Here is a 17,477-nt window from a genome sequence, read left to right on the forward strand (position 1 = left end):
CGGTGCCGGCGCGCGCACCACAGGACGGCGTCAGGCCCGTTCGTACGCCGCGATCAGCTCGCTGGAACGCTTCACGTCGGCGGCCATCGCCACGAGCAGGTCGTCGATCGACTCGAACTTCAGCATGCCGCGCACATAGGCCAGGAAGTCCACCGCCACGTGGAGCCCGTACAGGTCGAGGCCGACGCGGTCGATGGCGTACGCCTCGACGGTCCGCTCCGTGCCGTCGAACTGCGGGTTGGTGCCCACGGAGATCGCGGCGGGCATCGCCTCGCCGTTCACCGTGAGCCAGCCTGCGTAGACGCCGTCGGCGGGGATCGCGGTGTGCGGCAGGGTCTCGACGTTCGCCGTGGGGAAGCCGAGCTCGCGTCCGCGCTGGGCACCGCGCACCACGACGCCCTCGACGCGGTGCGGGCGGCCGAGGATCTCCGCGGCCCCCGCGACGTCGCCCTCGGCGATCAGACGACGGGTGAGTGTCGAGGAGAACGGCTCGCCGCCGCCCGCGTCACCGCTGACGTAGAGGTCGATGACCTCGGTGCCGTAGTCGTACGTCGCGCCGAGCTCGGCGAGGAACGTGACGTCGCCGGCCGCGCGGTGCCCGAACCGGAAGTTCGGGCCTTCGATGACCAGCTTCGCGTGGAGCTTGTCGACGAGCACCTTCACGATGAAGTCGGCGGGCGAGAGCTGCGAGAACGCGGCGGTGAACGGCAGGATCAGCACCGCGTCCACACCGAGTCCGGCCATCAGCTCGGCCCGGCGCTGGTGCGGTGCGAGCAGCGGCGGATGCGTGCCGGGGCGGACGACCTCGCTGGGGTGAGGGTCGAAGGTGACGACCACCGAGGGCACGCCGAGCTCGCGCGCCCGATCCACGGCACGGCCGATGATCAGCTGGTGTCCGCGGTGCACCCCGTCGTAGGACCCGATGGTGACGACGCTGCGTCCCCAGTCCTCAGGGATGTCCTCCAAGCCACGCCAGCAGTGCACTGTGACCGCTCCTCGCCCGAACCTGTGTACGTGTGTGTGTCCATTACGCAGGTCTAAGACTGCCATGCTCACGTCCTGCGGCCTGCATCGGCATGGGGATCCCGGGCCGCGGCCCGTCAGGCGCCGCCATGGTCCGTCGCACGGCGGGCCCCACGACGGCGTCCCACTCCTGCGGGGCGTCCGCCAGCCACCGGGAGACGAGGGCCGCGAATCCGGGATTGTCCCGGGCGAGTTCGGCCAGCCCCCGGTCGAACCGGCCCGCGCCCTCCGCCGTCCGCACGAGGAGCGTCCCGGTGCGGTGCACCAGGGCCCGGGTGCGGGCCTCCGGACGCCGTCCGGACCCCGCGGCGGCCGCCCTCAGCAGGGCGTCGAGCACCTCGGGGTCCCTGCCGGTGTCCTGCTCGAATTCCAGCAGGACCTCCAGCAGCTCGGCCCTCAGCGGTCTCGAGGCGGCGCTCCCCGGGGCGGCGAGCACCCGGGCCAGCCCCGCGCGTACGGGAGGCGGCGCCGGGTGGTCCCGCAGCAGTCCGGTCATGAGGGGCAGGAGCAGCGCCCGGGCGGCCGGGCTGTGCTCCAGCCTGTGGTCGACGTAGGAAGCTGCCTGCGCCGCCGCGTCCGGGCCGGGCCGGCTGTCGATGAAGCAGCGCACGAGTCCCGGGGCGTGCAGTGCCAGGGCGGGGGTGTCCAGCGCGGCCAGTTCCCGCAGGACGCCGTCGGCGGCCTCCCCCGGCAGCGACAGGCGCGCGCGCAGCGCGGCGAGCACCGGCTCGGGGTGCTCGGGGAACACCTCCGTGAGCAGGGCCAACGGCAGCCGGGGATCACCCGCGGCGAAGACACGAAGGGCCTGTGGGAGGTAGCGGCCGCCTGTCCCGGGGTCCCGTACGAGCACGGTGAGCGCCTGGGCGTGCAGGACCGTGTCGTCCGGCCGGGCCAGCAGGGTGAGCGCGGTGCGGCGCAGCAGTGCGCGGTCGGCGTCGTGGAGCTCCCGGGCGGCTGTGAGCGGGAGGTGCACGGCCGCGGCGGCGCGGCGCGCGGGCCGCTCGTCGTCGCGCGCCCAGCGTTCCAGTGCCCTGCACAGAGCGGCCGGCTCGTCCTCGGCGAGGGTGGCGAGCAGCTCGGCAGCGCGCGGGTGGGTGGTGTCGACGAGCGCCTCGGTGAGGTCGTCGACGGCGAGGTCCCGCCGTGCGTAGAGGAGTGCCTGGGCGGCCGCGGCCACGGTGAGCCGCATCGGCACGCCTTCCTCGGCCGGCAGTGGGCGGTCGTCCGTGAACCAGCCGCACAGCAGCGGCTGGACGGCCTCGGGGTGGGCGGCCAGCCGCCGCGCCACCGCGTCGAGGTAGCGTTCGCCGCCGTCCGTGCGGGGAGCCCCGTCGGCCGGCAGGAGTCGTCGCAGCAGGTCGATCCGGTCCTCCTCGGGCAGCCGGACGCGGCGCCAGAACCAGGGCCCGAACTCCGCGTAGGGGCCCAGGGCGGCCGGCCCGCCGCCGGACAGGGAACGCCGGGTGATCCGTCCGGCGAGCACCCGCAGCACTCCGAGGCAGGGCCGGGCGTCGGGGACCCGGAGGAGGCTCTCCCGGAGCAGGTGGGCCGCCCACCAGGCGGCGTCGGTGTGCCACTGCCGCGTGCCGGACGTCAGGCGGTCCATCGCCTCGATCAGGTCGGCCATCCGGTGTGCCAGCGCAGCGTGCCCCTGACGCCGCTCCAGCAGGAGCATCGCCTGGAGCACGGGGCCGGTGCGGTGACGCGGCACGGGAAGGCTGCGCGGCTCGGCCGGGTCCTGCGGGGCGGGCTCGGGGGCTTCCGGCGCACCGTCCGCGTGCCAGCGGTGGACCAGCGAGTGCAGCGCCGCGTCGAGGTCCAGGTGCGCGCCCTGCACCCAGTCGCCCAGTTCCTCGTGGGCGAAGCGGTAACCCGCTCCCGCCGGGACCAGCAGTCCCTCGGTGAGGACCGCCGAGGCCCACCCGGTGCGCCAGGGGAAGATCTCCTCGAACGACGCCCGGTCCAGCTCGCCCTGTCCCGGGCCGAGGCAGCGCCTGGCCGCCTCGTGGACCTGTCCTGCCACCTTCGCCGCCAGCCGGCGGACCGCCGTGCCCCGGAGCCGGGGCTCCGCCTGGGCCCCGATGCGGACGGCGATCCGGACACAGGTGAGGTCCAGATGCGCGGCGAAGACCTCCTCCGTGCCGGGGCGCCCGGGAACGTCTGGGGGCAGCGCCGCCCGTACCTCGGCCAGCAGGCGCAGGGTGAGGGGATGCCGGTCGTGGCCCGGTTCGATCGCGCCGGGCGGGATGCCGTACCGCTCCCGTGCCCGCTCGGCCTGTTCCGCCGTGAGGTCGCCGAGCCGGACGGCCGGCGGCAGGCCACGGGCCGGCCGCTCGGGACGGTGCAGGGCGCCAGGCGGATACAGCGCGCCGGCGGTCTCCCAGTGCTCGGGGCGGCAGGCGACGAGCAGCCGCGTCCCGTGGGCCAGGAGCCACTCGGCGGTCGCCCCGGCCCAGCCGGCGAACCGGTGGGCCAGCAGCGGCGGCATCTCCTCCGGGCCGTCGAGGACGAGGAGGAGCTCCTTCCCGGACGCCGCGGCGAGGCGCGCCACCCGCTCCGGGGTGGCCGCCTCCATGTCGCCCCGGGCCCCGGCGGCGGTGAGGATCCGCCCGGAGCGCAGGAGCGCCCGGGCCGCCGCGTCGCCGACCGAGGTGTCGTCGGCGAGCAGATCGGCTCCGCGCAGCCAGAGCGTCAGGGCGGGCACCGGGCCACGGGTCCGGCGGGCGGCCAGGGCGGCGAGCTCCGTGGTGCGACCGCTCCCCGGGGCGCCGACCAGGCCGAGCACGGGCCCCGTGCCGGTCTCGAAGGAGGTGAACTCCGCGCTGATGTGGGGGCGTTCGACCGCTTCCGCGCCGCAGGGCCTGCCGTCCGTGTGGCCGAGGGAGGTGGCGGTCAGCTGCAGCGCCCCCGCGACGTTGAGGTCGCAGCCGTACCCCGGGACGCCGCTCGCGTTGCGCCCGAGCACCTCGGTGAGCGGACCGGGAGCGTCCGGGAGGGCCAGTGGCACCGCGAGTCCCGCGGTCTCGCGCCCGGCGTCCAGCGCGGTCGAGAGCACGCCCAGGACGGCTCCGGTGCGCGGATCCGTGACGGGCCCGCCGACCGCGGCTCCGCCGGAGCGAAGCGCGTCGCGCCCGTCCGTCCCGAGGGCGAGCTCCAGCGCGCCGTACACGGCGTGCTCGCGCCCGCCCTCGGAGTACGTCGCCGGAGTCGTCCCGAGCACCCGTGCCTCGCGCCAGCCGTGGGCGGCGATCCGCACGTAGGCGCCCGTGCCGATCCCCTCCCGTACGGCGATGGGGAGCGGCTCCACCCCGAGGGCCCCGGGGCCACCGGTGCGCAGCAGGGCGAGCCCCTGGGCGGGCAGCGCGACGATGTCGTCAGGACCGACCGGGCAGCTGCGGCCGTCGGCCGCGTGCAGGATCAGGGGCGTCGAGCGCGCGACGGCCTGATGACTGGTGACGACCGTGCCCCGGTCGTCCGCGACGAATCCGGTCCCCTGCGGCCGGCCGGCCTGATCGCAGATCCGCACAAGTTTCGACCGGTCCCCGCTGCCCATGGTCCGACGGTAGATCCCAGGTGATCCACGGCGGAAACCGGAAGGGCCGAAGCGCCCCCCTCACACCCCTCCGTCACTCCGAGCGCCCGCCCATTGGGGTGAATCAGCGAGTTCGGGTGGACAGGAATGGTCGCGGGAGGGGGATCGTGGAGCCGGCACGCACCCGGGGGAGGCTGCCGGCTCCACGACGGTCCGGAAACAGGGAAGAGCGGTCGTCAGGCGAAGACGGCGAGGCTCTTCGCCTTGCCCTTCTGCTCCTCGACGAGGACCAGGAACGCTCCGTCGGGACCGAAGACCCCGACGGGCCCCGGCGGATAGGACGGCATGTCCAGCCGCACACCGTTGAGGAGCAGCTTGGCCCGCTTCTCGTCCACGTCCCAGCGGGGGAAGGCCGAGGCGGCGGCCTCGGCCACCGGCATCACGGTCAGTTCCTGCTGGTGCTGGTCCAGGGTGCGCGCCGCGTCGAGGCCGTAGGGTCCGACGCGGGTCCGGCGCAGTGCGGTCAGATGTCCGCCGACGCCGAGCCCGGCGCCGAGGTCCCGGGCCAGGGCCCGGATGTACGTGCCCGAGGAACAGACGACGGAGACCACCAGGTCGACGACGGGGGTGCCGTCCTCGGCGACCGCCTCGCGGACGTCGTAGACCCGGAAGGACGAGATGGTCACCGGACGGGCCGGGATCTCGAACTCCTCGCCGCCGCGTACCCGGGCGTAGGACCGCTTGCCGTCGATCTTGATGGCGCTGACCTTGGACGGCACCTGCATGATCGCGCCGGTCAGCGCGGCCACCCCGGCGTCGATGCCCTCACGGGTCACCCCGGAGGCGTCGGTGGACGAGGTGATCTCGCCCTCCGCGTCGTCGGTGACGGTGTCCTGGCCGAGCCGGATCGTCCCCAGGTACTCCTTCTCGGTCAGCGCGAGGTGACCGAGAAGCTTGGTCGCCCTCTCCACGCCGAGCACGAGGACGCCCGTCGCCATCGGATCCAGGGTTCCGGCGTGCCCGACCCGCCGGGTGCGGGCGATGCCGCGCATCTTGGCCACGACGTCGTGCGAAGTGAAGCCGGACGGCTTGTCGACGATGACAAGGCCGTCCGGCGTTTTGTCCTGCTTGTTCTGCGTCATGCGGAAGGCGAGTCCCCGTCGTTCTCGTCGGACTCGTCCTCCGGCTTGCGGTACGGGTCCGCGCCACCGGCGTAGGTGGCGCCCGAGGACGCCTCGCGGACCTTGGCGTCCGAGGCACGTGCCCGGTCGAGCAGGTCCTCGATCGCCCTGGCGTTGTCCGGCAGGGCGTCCGCCACGAAGGCCAGGGTCGGGGTGAACTTGGTCCCCGCCGCCGCACCGACCGCCGAGCGCAGGATGCCCTTGGCGCTCTCGAGCCCGGCGGCCGCGCTGGCCCGCTCCTCGTCGTCGCCGTAGACCGTGTAGAAGACCGTGGCCTCCCGCAGGTCGCCGGTGACACGGGTGTCCGTGATGGTCACGTGCGTGCCCAGACGCGGGTCCTTGATACCGCGCTGCAGTTTCTCGGCGACCACCACCTGGATGAGGTCCGCCAGCTTCTTCGCCCGCGCGTTGTCGGCCACTGGTCCGTCTCCTTCTTAAGCCTTGCTCAATCGTCTTCGTCGCTGTGCAGCCGCCGCCGTACGGACAGCAGCTCCACCTCCGGCCGGCCCGCGATCATGCGTTCGCAGCGGTCGAGTACATCTGTGAGGTGCCCGGTGTCCCCGGAGACCACGGCAAGACCGATCTGGGCCCTGCGGTAGAGGTCCTGCCCACCCGTCTCCGCGACACTCACCGCGTACTTGCGGTGCAGTTCGGCGACGATCGGGCGGACGACGGAACGCTTCTCCTTCAGCGACCGTACGTCGCCGAGGAGCAGATCGAAGGACAGAGTCCCCACATACATGTATGTCCGGATGTCCCGCCGGTTCGGGTTCACGCCCCGCCATCACTTGGCAGGGACACCAGAACCGTACACGGAACGGCCGGGGCCGATCGACGGAAATACGACCCGTCGACCGGCCCCGACTGTGCAGGGGGACCCGGGGGTCTCCCCCCGGGTGTCCCCGTTGATCAGCCTCGCGGCTTCTCGCGCATCTCGTACGTCGCGATGACGTCGTCGATCTTGATGTCGTTGAAGTTCCCGAGGTTGATACCGCCCTCGAAGCCTTCGCGGATCTCGGTGACGTCGTCCTTGAAGCGGCGCAGACCGGAGATGTTGAGGTTCTCCGCGATGACCTTGCCATCGCGCAGCAGGCGCGCCTTGGTGTTGCGCTTGACCTCGCCGGAGCGGACCAGCACACCGGCGATGTTGCCCAGCTTGGACGAGCGGAAGATCTCGCGGATCTCCGCCGTGCCGAGCTCGACCTCTTCGTACTCCGGCTTGAGCATGCCCTTGAGGGCCGCTTCGATCTCTTCGATCGCCTGGTAGATGACCGAGTAGTACCGGACGTCCACGCCCTCGCGCTCGGCCATCTGCTCGGCACGCCCTGCGGCGCGCACGTTGAAGCCGATCACGATGGCGTCGGAGCCGGTCGCCAGGTTGATGTCCGACTCGGTGACCGCACCCACACCGCGGTGCAGGACCCGGATGTCGACCTCTTCGCCGACGTCGAGCTGGAGCAGCGAGGACTCGAGAGCCTCCACCGAACCGGACGCGTCGCCCTTGATGATGAGGTTGAGTTCCTGGACCAGACCGGCCTTGAGCGCCTCGTCCAGGTTCTCCAGGGAGAACCGGACGCCCTTGCGGGCGAAGTTGGCGTTGCGCTCACGGGCGGCACGCTTCTCGGCGATCTGACGGGCCGTACGGTCCTCGTCGACCACCAGGAAGTTGTCGCCGGCACCCGGGACGTTGGTGAGACCCAGGACCAGGACGGGGGTCGAGGGACCCGCTTCCTGGACGTTGTTGCCGTTGTCGTCGAGCATCGCCCGGACACGGCCGTACGCGTCGCCGACGACCATCGTGTCGCCGATGCGCAGCGTTCCGCGCTGGACGAGGACGGTCGAGACGGCACCGCGGCCGCGGTCGAGGTGGGACTCGATCGCAATACCCTGCGCGTCCTGCTCCGGGTTGGCCCGCAGGTCGAGCGAGGCGTCGGCGGTGAGGACGACGGCCTCCAGGAGGGCCTCGATGTTGAGGCCCTGCTTGGCGGAGATGTCGACGAACATCGTGTCGCCGCCGTACTCCTCGGCCACCAGACCGAACTCGGTGAGCTGGCCGCGCACCTTGGTCGGGTCGGCACCCTCGACGTCGATCTTGTTGACCGCGACCACGATCGGCACCTCGGCCGCCTTGGCGTGGTTCAGCGCCTCGATCGTCTGGGGCATCACACCGTCGTTCGCCGCCACCACGAGGATCGCGATGTCGGTGGACTTCGCACCACGCGCACGCATGGCGGTGAACGCCTCGTGACCCGGGGTGTCGATGAAGGTGATGCGGCGGTCCTCGCCGTTGACCTCGGAGGAGACCTGGTAGGCACCGATGTGCTGCGTGATGCCGCCGGCCTCGCCCGCGACGACGTTCGTCTTGCGGATCGCGTCCAGCAGTCGGGTCTTACCGTGGTCGACGTGACCCATGACGGTCACGACCGGCGGACGGGAGACCAGGGCCTCTTCGCCGCCCTCGTCCTCGCCGAACTCGATGTCGAAGGACTCGAGCAGCTCGCGGTCCTCCTCCTCGGGGCTGACGATCTCCAGGACGTAGTTCATCTCGTCCGCGAGAAGCCTCAGCGTCTCGTCGGAGACCGACTGCGTGGCGGTGACCATCTCGCCGAGGTTCATCATCACGGCGACGAGCGACGCCGGGTTGGCGTTGATCTTCTCCGCGAAGTCGGTCAGGGACGCACCGCGCGACAGCCGGACAGCCTGCCCGTTGCCGCGAGGCAGCATGACGCCGCCCACCGACGGGGCCTGCATGGCCTCGTACTCCTGGCGCCTCTGACGCTTCGACTTGCGGCCACGACGCGCGGGACCGCCGGGACGGCCGAACGCACCCTGCGTGCCACCACGGGCACCCGGGCCGCCGGGACGTCCACCGAAGCCGGGACGACCGCCGAAGCCGCCGCCACCACCGGGACGGCCTGCGCCGCCACCGCCACCGGGACCACCGGGACGGCCGGCGAAGCCGCCGCCGCCACCACCGGGACCGGCCGGACGGCCTGCGAAGCCGCCGCCACCGGGACGACCGCCGCCGCCACCGGGGCGACCGCCGCCGGCACCGGGACCACGGCCACCGCCGGGGCCACCGCCGGGACGCGGGCCCGCAGCGGGACGCTGCGGCATCATGCCGGGGTTCGGACGGTTACCCGAGGGGGCACCGCCCGGACGGGGAGCCTGCGGACGGGGCATGCCGCCCGGGCTCGGACGTGCGCCACCCTGACCCTGGGGGCGCGGGGCGCCACCGGGACCACCCTGCGGGCGCGGGGCGCCGGGGCGCTCCTGACCGCCGCCGGGGCGCGGGGCACCGCCGGGACGGGGCGCCTGGGGGCGCGCCATGCCGGTGGAACCGCCGGAGGTGAAGGGGTTGTTGCCCGGACGGGGACCGGCCGGACGTGCGCCGCCGGGGCGCGGTGCGCCCTGGCCCGCGGGACGTGCGGGGCGGTCTCCGCCACGCTCGCCGCCGCGCTCGCCGCCGCGCTCTCCGCCACGGCCGCCGTCACGCTGACCTCCGTCACGCTGACCGCCGGCCGGAGCCGGACGGGCGGGACGGGGGCCGGGGGTGGCGCCGGTGGGACGGGGTGCCTGCTGCGGGGCGGCAGGCTGCTGGGCCGGAGCCGGAGCCGAGAACTCCGCGGCGGGCACCGGGGTGACCGGGGCGGGCTTCGGCGCGGGCCGGGGGCCCGGACGGGGACCGGCCGACGGCGCGGAGGGCGCCGCGGGGGTGCTGCTCGCCGGAGCCTCGGCGGCGGCCGGCTTGGGGGCCGGGGCGCCGGGCTTCGGGGCAGCGGGACGTGCCGCGGCGGCCGGTGACGGCGCCGCGGGCTTCGCGGGGGCGGCCTTGCGGGGCGCGCCAGGCTTCGCAGCGGACTTGCCGGCGTTGCCGCCGGGCCCCTGCAGTGCGTCAGTCAGTTTGCGTACAACCGGCGCCTCGATCGTCGAGGACGCCGAACGGACGAATTCACCGAGTTCTTGGAGCTTGGCCATGACGACCTTGCTCTCCACGCCGAACTCCTTGGCGAGCTCGTATACCCGGACCTTAGCCACTTCGCTCCTTTTAGGTCCGGGTTACCGCCGGACCGTCGCTACTTCATGGGCGTACTCATCGCGTACTCATCGAGTGCTCATCGCAATCTCGACCTACTTCCAACTCGCGAGGTACCTGACCGCACGGGGACCCGTGCCGTTCACTTTCCTACGGTGTCACCCGCTCGACGAACCGCTGCAGTGCTGCGGGGTCGAACGGCCCCTTGGCCTTGAAGGCCCGGGGGAATGCCCGGCGGCGGACCGCCAGGTCCAGACAGACGGAGGCGGGGTGTACATACGCACCCCGGCCGGGCAGCGTACCGCGTGGATCAGGGACGACCTCTCCCTCGTCCACCACGATGCGCAGCAGCTCGCTCTTGGCCGCTCGCTCCCGGCATCCCACACAGGTTCGCTCGGGGCAAGCGCGGGCGTGCGTCCGGCCAGACACGGCTAAGTCTACCTCCCCGCATCGACCACACCCCTTGGGGGCGGAAATCGAACGGATGTTGTCGTGATCTCAGCGGCTTCGCGCCTTGATCTATTCCTTCGGTGCCGGTCGGGGGCCGCCGTGGCGGGCCCCCGGACCGGTCCCGGGGGTCAGCCGCGCTCGGACCGCTCCCGCGCGCGCTCCGCACGCTCACGGTCGGCGGCGTCCCGCTCGGCGTCGGTCTCGGTGTCCGGGCGGATGTCGATGCGCCAGCCGGTGAGCCGGGCGGCGAGGCGGGCGTTCTGCCCCTCCTTGCCGATCGCCAGGGACAGCTGGTAGTCGGGCACGGTCACCCGCGCGGAGCGCGTGCCGAGGTCCACGACCTCGACCTTGCTCACCCGTGCGGGTGACAGCGCGTTGGCGACCATCTCGGCGGGGTCGTCCGACCAGTCCACGATGTCGATCTTCTCGCCGTGCAGTTCGGCCATCACGTTGCGCACACGGCTGCCCATCGGGCCGATGCAGGCGCCCTTGGGGTTCAGACCGGCCCGGGTGGAGCGCACGGCGATCTTGGTGCGGTGGCCCGCCTCACGGGCGATGGCCTCGATGACGACCGATCCGTCCGCGATCTCCGGGACCTCCAGCGCGAAGAGCTTCTTCACGAGGTTCGGGTGGGTCCGCGAGAGCGTGACGGACGGACCGCGGACGCCCTTGGCCACCCGCACGACGTACGTGCGCAGCCGCAGGCCGTGGGTGTACTCCTCGCCGGGCACCTGCTCCTGCACGGGCAGGATGGCTTCCAGCTTGCCGATGTCGACCAGGACGTTCTTCGGGTCCTTGCCCTGCTGGACGAGGCCGGTGACGACGTCGCCCTCGTGGCCCGCGTACTCACCGAACGTCCTGTCGTCCTCGGCGTCGCGCAGCCGCTGCAGGATGACCTGCTTGGCGGTGGTCGCGGCGATACGGCCGAAGCCGGACGGCGTGTCGTCGAACTCCTTGGGCTCCTGGCCCTCCTCGAGCTCGGCCGGGTCGTCCTTGGCCCACACCGTGACGTGGCCGCCGGCGTCCAGCTCGACGCGCGCACGGCGGTGGCTGCCCTCGGTGCGGTGGTACGCGATGAGGAGGGCCGACTCGATCGCCCCGACGAGCACGTCGAAGGGGATCTCCTTGTCCTGCGCCAAGCCCTTCAGAAGCTTCACATCGATGTCCACGGCTACGCCTCCTCTTCCTTCTTGTCCTTGCGGTTGAATTCGATCTCCACGCGCGCCCTGGCGATCTCGTCGAAGGCGACACGGCGCGACGTGGGCTTGCGGCCCTTGACGCCCGGCACTTCCAGATCGAGTCCCTCGTCGTCCACCCCGAGGATGCGGGCCACCAGTTCGCCGCCCTCGTCCAGGGTGAGCCGGGCCAGCCGGCCGGTGGCGCGTACGTAGTGGCGGTGCTCGGTCAACGGGCGGTCCGCGCCCGGAGAGCTCACTTCGAGGACGTACTCGCCCTCACCCATGGCGTCGGTCTCGTCCAGCGTCTCGGAGATGCTGCGGCTGAGTTCCGCGCAGGTGTCGAGCTCCACGCCGTCCTCGGAATCCACGATGACTCTCAGCACCCGCCGTCGGCCCGCCCGGGACACCTCGATCTCCTCGAGGTCCAGCTCCTTGGCGCTGACGAGCGGCTCCAGCAGCCCGCGCAGCCTGTCGCTCTGGGTGGTGCTCATCCGGGTGACTCCTCGGCCGCGTGTGCTGTTGTGGGGATCGTCGCGTGTCAGGTCAAAGGGTATCCGGTCCGCAGGGGTGTTGCCGTCCGCCTCCCGCCCAGCCGCGGGTACCCTCACCTTCGGTGATCACTTCAGGTCAGAAACTGTCAAAAACCAGGCTGAAGGAGACAAGTGCGCCGCACGGGGACGACGCGCCGGAGCGCGCTCACCGCCACGGGAGCATTCGCCCTGGGTGCGGTGCTGACCGGCTGCGGGGACGGGCCGGAGGACCGAAGGCCACCCGGCGGCGCGGACACCCGGGCCGCCGCCCTCCGGGAGGGTACGGCGCTGCGGGCCGCCGCCGCCCGTGACAGCACCTCGCTGCTCTCCCGCTACCAACAGGCCGCCACCGCCCACCCGGTGACGGAGGCGGGACTCGCGCCGATGGGTGCCGCGGTCCGCGAACACCTGGCGGCACTGGGCGGGCCCGCGAAGGCCCCGAGCGGATCACCGGCCCCCGCCCCGCCGGCCGCCCCCGCCGACGCACGGGCCGCGCTGAGGGAACTGGCGGCCGAGGAGCGCCGGGTGGCGGACGGCCGGGCCGCGGTGCTGCTGACCGCGGAACCCGAACTGGCAAGGCTGCTGGCTTCGATCGCCGCGGCCGGCGCGGCACACGCGTACCTGTTGACCGAACTGGCCAAGGAGATCCCGGCATGACAGAGGTGGCGGGAAAGGACGACGGGGACGACACGGAGGGCACGCTGCGGGCCGCACAGGCGGCACTCGCCGCCGAGCACGCCTCGGTGTACGGCTACGGGGCGCTGGGCGGACGGCTGGAGGGCGGCCGCCGCCGCGACGCGGCGGCCGCAGGTGACGCCCACCGGGCCCGGCGCGACTCTCTCGTACGGACGGTGCGCGACCTGGGAGGCACACCGGTCGCGGCGCACGCGGCGTACGCGCTGCCCTTCGCGGTGCGGGACCCGGCTACCGCGATGCGGCTCGCCGCAGTGCTGGAGGACCGCGTGGCGGGTGTGTACTCCGACCTCGTACGCGCCGCCCGGGGCCCGCTGCGGCAGGACGCCGCGGGTGCGCTCCGGGAGGCCGCGGTGCGTGCCGCACGCTGGCGCGGCACCGGCGTAGCCTTTCCTGGGCTCACCGAGAAGGCCGCCCCGCCGGACGACACGGCGGAGGCAGGGGCCACGGGTGTCACCCACTGAGATCCCGCTCCGGGATCACGCTTTGAAAGGGAACACGGCACGTATGGGTTCTGAACCGCCGCAGCGGTTGGTGCGGGCGCTCGGTGAGACGTACGGGGACGCGGCCGCCGCCGAGTGGCTCGCACGGCTCCCCGCGCTCACCGACGACGCGCTGTCCGCGCACGCGGTCTCCCTGGAGCGGGTGTGCGCACCCGGCGGCCGCACCGCCCTCCTCCTCCTCGTACGCCGGGCGGACGGCACGCCCGGTGTGCTGAAGATCGCGCCTCCGGGGGCCGCCCCGGAGCTCGAGGGGGCGGCGCTCGCGCATTGGAACGGCTGGGGCGCAGTCGGGCTCCTGGCCGCTCCCGACGCCGCTGCTCCGGACGGCGCCCTGCTGCTGGAACGGCTGCACCACGAGGTCTCCCTGCGCTCGCTGCCGGAGGCGAAGGCCCTGCTGGAGGCCGCCGGGACGGTACGGCGGCTTTGGGTGGAGCCGCCCGCGGGCCACTCCTTCGAGACCGTCACGGAGCGCACCGCACGGCAGTCGGGGCCCATGCGCGCGGCGGCCGAACGGGACCCCGCTCTGGAACCGCTCGTCTCGGCTGCCCTCGCGGCCCGCGAGGAGCTGGTCCAGGCCCCCCCCGAACTCTTCCTGCTGCACGGCAACTTCCGGCAGAGCAAGGTCCTGTCGGGCGAGCGTGCCCCGTGGCTGGTGGTCGGCCCGGAGCCGCTGACCGGCGAGCGGGCGTACGACCTGGCGCGGCTGGCGCGCGACCGGGTCGAGGACCTGATCGCCTCACCCGGTGGCGCCGCGACGGCCCGGCGCCGGGTCAAGAAGCTCGCGGACTCGCTGGACGTCGACCAGGCGAGGCTGCGCGGCTGGACGCTGTTCCGCGCCGTCGAGTCCGGTACCCGGGCGCTGTCGGTGGGGCGTACCCAGGACGGCGAGATGTCCCTGGAGTTCGCCGGCTGGCTGTAGTCGCGCACGCAGGGCCCCGCGCGAACGCGCGGGGCCCTGCGTGCTGTCCGTGCGGTCAGCCCTGCTCGGTCAGCCGGGCGATCGCCTCGTCGACCGTGAGCTCCTCGCGCTCGCCGGTCCGGCGGTCCTTCAGCTCCAGGACGCCCTCGGCCGAACGGCGGCCGGCGACAAGGATCTTCGGGACGCCGATGAGCTCGGAGTCGGTGAACTTCACGCCCGGCGAGACGCCCGCGCGGTCGTCGACCAGGACGCGCAGACCCGCGGCGTCGAGCTTCTCGGAGACGTCGAGGGCCAGCTCGGTCTGGAGCGCCTTGCCGGCGGCGACGACGTGCACATCGGCCGGTGCGATCTCGCGGGGCCAGCACAGGCCCTTTTCGTCGGCGGTCTGCTCGGCGAGTGCGGCCACCGCGCGGGAGACGCCGATGCCGTACGAGCCCATGGTGACGCGGACCGGCTTGCCCTGCTGGCCGAGGACGTCGAGGGAGAAGATGTCGGCGTACTTGCGGCCGAGCTGGAAGATGTGGCCGATCTCGATGGCGCGGTCCACCTGGAGGCCGGTGCCGCACTCGGGGCAGGGGTCGCCCGCCTCGACGACGACGACGTCGAGGTAGTCGTCGACCTCGAAGTCGCGGCCCGCGACGACGTTCTTCGCGTGCGTGCCCTCCTTGTTGGCGCCCGTGATCCAGGCGGTGCCCGCGGCGACACGGGGGTCGGCGATGTAGCGGACCTTCTCCAGGCCCTGCGGGCCGACGTAGCCGCGCACCAGGTCGGGGCGGCCCACGAAGTCCTCGGCGGTGACGAGCTCGACGACCGCGGGGGCGAGGTGCTCGCCGAGCTTGCCCAGGTCGACCTCGCGGTCGCCGGGCACGCCCACGGCCACGATCTCGCCGTCGACCTTGACCAGCAGGTTCTTCAGGGTGGCGGAGGCCGGGACACCGAGGTGGGCGGCGAGGGACTCGATCGTCGGGGTGTCGGGGGTGTCCAGCTCCTCGACGGGGCCGGCCGCGGAGGCGTCGGCGACCGTCGTGACCTTGTACGTCACCGCCTCGGTGTTGGCGGCGTAGTCGCAGTTCGGGCAGTCGACGAAGGTGTCCTCGCCGGCGGGCGCGGGGGCGAGGAACTCCTCCGAGGCCGAGCCGCCCATGGCGCCGGAGACCGCGGAGACGATGCGGTGGTCGAGGCCGAGCCGCTCGAAGATCCGGATGTAGGCGGCGCGGTGCAGCTGGTACGCCTCGGCCAGGCCCTCGTCGGTGGTGTCGAAGGAGTACGAGTCCTTCATCTGGAACTCGCGGCCGCGCAGCACACCGGCGCGGGGGCGGGCCTCGTCGCGGTACTTGGTCTGGATCTGGTAGAGGATCACGGGCAGGTCCTTGTAGGACGAGCACATGTCCTTGACGACCTGGGTGAAGATCTCCTCGTGGGTGGGGCCGAGGAGGTAGTCGGCGCCCTTGCGGTCCTTGAGCCGGAACAGCAGGTCGCCGTACTCGTCGTACCGGCCGCTCGCCTCGTACGCCTCCTTGGGCAGCAGCGCGGGGAGCAGGACCTCCTGGCCGCCGATGGCGTCCATCTCCTCGCGGACGACGCGGGTGATGTTCTCCAGCACCTTCTTGCCGAGCGGCAGCCACGACCAGATACCGGCCGCGGTGCGGCGTACGTAACCGGCGCGGACGAGGAGCTTGTGGTTGAGCGTCTCGGCGTCCGCCGGGTCGTCGCGCAGTGTCTTGATCATCAATCGGGACATGCGCTGGACCTGGGCCATGATGAACTCCTGCTCGGAAGGGTGGTGAGCCCGAGGTTAGCCGGGGGGCCCGTGCGGGCGGAAATCGATTCCCCGGACCGTCCCGCGCGTGGAGGGCGGAGGGCCTCAGCCGCGGCGCCGCAGCGGGAGGGGCGCGCCCATCACCGCGTACGGCTTGGGGGCGCTCGGGAAGAGCACCTGCCGTGCCAGGTCCTGGTAGCCCAGGGCGCGGTAGAGACCGCGGGCGGGGCTGTCGGTGTCGATCGCCGAGAGGATGGAGCGGGGCAGGTCCACGGTGTCCGTGATGGTGGTGATCAGGCTGCGGCCGATGCCGCGCTGCTGGAACTCCGGGTGGACGTGGAGTTCGGTGATCACGAACGAGTCGTCGAGCCAGCCCTCGGACCCGGTGACGCGCAGATACGGTTCGACGACGGTGGACCACCAGTGCGCCCGGCTGTTCGGCAGCCCGTAGACGAAGCCGACGAGACGTCCGTCGGCGGCGACGGCGCCGAAGGAACGGGCCCGCGGGTCGTCGAGGTGCCGCAGGACGATGTGGCGGCGTACGTCGATCTCGTCCTGGGAGAGGCCGAAGGCGTGGGCCTGCACGGTGAGTGCCTCGTCGACGCGGGCGGCCAGGTCGAGCGGTCCGACCACGATGTCGGGGGTCCCGGAGCCCCAGGGGGACATGGGGGTTGCTGCTGCCATGCGGGAACCCTACTGGCCGTGCGCCCCGGTCAGAACAGCACGCTCATGAACGCGCCCGTCTCGCGGAAGCCGACGCGGCTGTAGGCCCTGCGCGCGGCGGTGTTGTAGTCGTTCACGTACAGGCTGACGACCGGTGCCACGTCGTCGAGGGCGTGGCGCAGGACGGCCGCCATGCCCGTCTCGGAGAGTCCCCGGCCCCGGGCCTCGGGAGCGACCCAGACGCCCTGGACCTGGCAGGCGTGGGGCGTGGCCGCTCCGATCTCCGCCTTGAAGAGGACCTTGCCGTCCTCGATGCGGGCGAAGGAGCGTCCGGTGGTGATCAGTTCGGCGACCCGCGCCTGGTAGAGGAGCCCGCCGTCGCCCGCCAGCGGGGAGACGCCGACCTCCTCGGTGAACATGGCCACGCAGGCCGGCATGAGGACGTCCATCTCCTCCTTGCGGACCCTGCGCACGAGCGGGTCGGCCGCCACCTCGGCCGAGGGCTGCTCGGTGACCATGAGCGGCTGGTTGGGCCGCACCTCACGGGCGGGTCCCCAGCTCGGTTCGAGGAGCCGCCACAGCTGGGCCGTGGGTCCGGCGGGGCCGACGATCGAGGAGCAGCGGCGGCCGGCCCTCCGGGCACGGTCGGCGAAGGCCCTGACGGCCTCGGGGGTGGCGCAGATGGGCACGAGGTTGGCCCCGGAGTAGCAGAGCGAGCGCAGCCGGCCGTCGGCGTACCAGCCCCACATCTCGCCGCCGAGCCGCCACGGGTCGAGCCCGGCGACCTGGACACGGGAGGTGACGAACGCGTTCTCCACGGGTTCGCTCTCGAGGATGGCGAGCGCGGCGGGGAGCTCGCCGGGGTCGAGGACCCGGGTAGTGGTCTGCGTCAACACTGGGGCCTCACCGAACGGTCTACTGATGTCCGCACTGTACCCGTCAAGACTGTGGGGTGCCGCCCCGCAGGGGGAAGGCCCGGCGGGCCGGGGCCGCACACGGCTGTGCCCCGC

At 72.9% G+C, this 17,477-nt stretch carries 15 protein-coding genes; 3 read left to right on the plus strand and 12 right to left on the minus strand.

Annotated elements, in window-relative coordinates:
- Positions 1-30: 30 nt before the first annotated feature.
- From LWJ43_RS08220 to rimP, 9 genes are all read right to left on the minus strand, one after another.
- A complete protein-coding gene (locus tag LWJ43_RS08220) occupies positions 31-984 on the minus strand; it encodes a bifunctional riboflavin kinase/FAD synthetase (protein WP_277331640.1) in 954 nt (317 codons plus the stop codon).
- A 43-nt stretch (positions 985-1,027) separates the two neighbouring features.
- Entirely contained in the window at positions 1,028-4,576 is a 3,549-nt protein-coding gene (locus LWJ43_RS08225; RefSeq protein WP_277331641.1) for a S1 family peptidase, read from the minus strand.
- Positions 4,577-4,791: 215 nt separating this feature from the next.
- Positions 4,792-5,697, minus strand: a complete 906-nt coding sequence (gene truB, locus LWJ43_RS08230; protein WP_277331642.1) for a tRNA pseudouridine(55) synthase TruB — start codon at positions 5,695-5,697, stop codon at positions 4,792-4,794.
- Complete coding sequence (rbfA, locus tag LWJ43_RS08235) at positions 5,694-6,155, minus strand: 30S ribosome-binding factor RbfA (RefSeq protein ID WP_277331643.1); 462 nt, start codon at positions 6,153-6,155, stop codon at positions 5,694-5,696. The genes truB and rbfA overlap by 4 nt, the downstream gene beginning before the upstream one ends.
- Positions 6,156-6,181: 26 nt before the next feature.
- The gene (locus LWJ43_RS08240; RefSeq protein WP_277331644.1) at positions 6,182-6,478 is read right to left on the minus strand and encodes a DUF503 domain-containing protein; all 297 of its coding nucleotides are present in this window, start codon (positions 6,476-6,478) and stop codon (positions 6,182-6,184) included.
- A 167-nt stretch (positions 6,479-6,645) separates the two neighbouring features.
- Positions 6,646-9,774 carry a translation initiation factor IF-2 gene (gene infB / locus LWJ43_RS08245; RefSeq protein WP_277331645.1) on the minus strand — a complete coding sequence of 1,043 codons (3,129 nt, stop codon included), beginning with the start codon at positions 9,772-9,774 and terminating at the stop codon, positions 6,646-6,648.
- Positions 9,775-9,922: 148 nt separating this feature from the next.
- A complete protein-coding gene (locus tag LWJ43_RS08250; protein WP_147959759.1) occupies positions 9,923-10,201 on the minus strand; it encodes a YlxR family protein in 279 nt (92 codons plus the stop codon).
- A 149-nt stretch (positions 10,202-10,350) separates the two neighbouring features.
- Positions 10,351-11,391, minus strand: coding sequence for a transcription termination factor NusA (gene nusA / locus LWJ43_RS08255; protein ID WP_277331646.1), 1,041 nt, complete (start codon positions 11,389-11,391; stop codon positions 10,351-10,353).
- A gap of 2 nt (positions 11,392-11,393) precedes the next feature.
- Positions 11,394-11,891, minus strand: a complete 498-nt coding sequence (gene rimP / locus LWJ43_RS08260; protein ID WP_277331647.1) for a ribosome maturation factor RimP — start codon at positions 11,889-11,891, stop codon at positions 11,394-11,396.
- A gap of 171 nt (positions 11,892-12,062) precedes the next feature.
- Between rimP and LWJ43_RS08265 the strand changes: the two genes are divergently transcribed.
- The 3 genes from LWJ43_RS08265 to LWJ43_RS08275 are packed head-to-tail and all read left to right on the plus strand — an operon-like array spanning position 12,063 to position 14,045.
- Positions 12,063-12,587, plus strand: a complete 525-nt coding sequence (locus LWJ43_RS08265) for a hypothetical protein (protein WP_277331648.1) — start codon at positions 12,063-12,065, stop codon at positions 12,585-12,587.
- Complete coding sequence (locus LWJ43_RS08270; RefSeq protein ID WP_277331649.1) at positions 12,584-13,087, plus strand: ferritin-like domain-containing protein; 504 nt, start codon at positions 12,584-12,586, stop codon at positions 13,085-13,087. Before LWJ43_RS08265 ends, LWJ43_RS08270 begins: the two co-directional genes overlap by 4 nt.
- Positions 13,088-13,130: 43 nt before the next feature.
- Positions 13,131-14,045, plus strand: coding sequence for an aminoglycoside phosphotransferase family protein (locus tag LWJ43_RS08275; RefSeq protein WP_277331650.1), 915 nt, complete (start codon positions 13,131-13,133; stop codon positions 14,043-14,045).
- Between the two features lie 55 nt (positions 14,046-14,100).
- Here the strand turns inward: LWJ43_RS08275 and LWJ43_RS08280 are convergent, their stop codons facing one another.
- From LWJ43_RS08280 to LWJ43_RS08290, 3 genes are all read right to left on the minus strand, one after another.
- Complete coding sequence (locus tag LWJ43_RS08280; protein ID WP_277331651.1) at positions 14,101-15,804, minus strand: proline--tRNA ligase; 1,704 nt, start codon at positions 15,802-15,804, stop codon at positions 14,101-14,103.
- A gap of 105 nt (positions 15,805-15,909) precedes the next feature.
- Positions 15,910-16,488 carry a GNAT family N-acetyltransferase gene (locus LWJ43_RS08285; RefSeq protein ID WP_277331652.1) on the minus strand — a complete coding sequence of 193 codons (579 nt, stop codon included), beginning with the start codon at positions 16,486-16,488 and terminating at the stop codon, positions 15,910-15,912.
- 29 nt (positions 16,489-16,517) lie between these two features.
- Positions 16,518-17,363, minus strand: coding sequence for a GNAT family N-acetyltransferase (locus LWJ43_RS08290; RefSeq protein WP_277331653.1), 846 nt, complete (start codon positions 17,361-17,363; stop codon positions 16,518-16,520).
- Positions 17,364-17,477 lie beyond the last annotated feature (114 nt).

Origin of the sequence: Streptomyces sp. JH34, from assembly GCF_029428875.1 — a bacterium.
GTDB lineage: Bacteria > Actinomycetota > Actinomycetes > Streptomycetales > Streptomycetaceae > Streptomyces.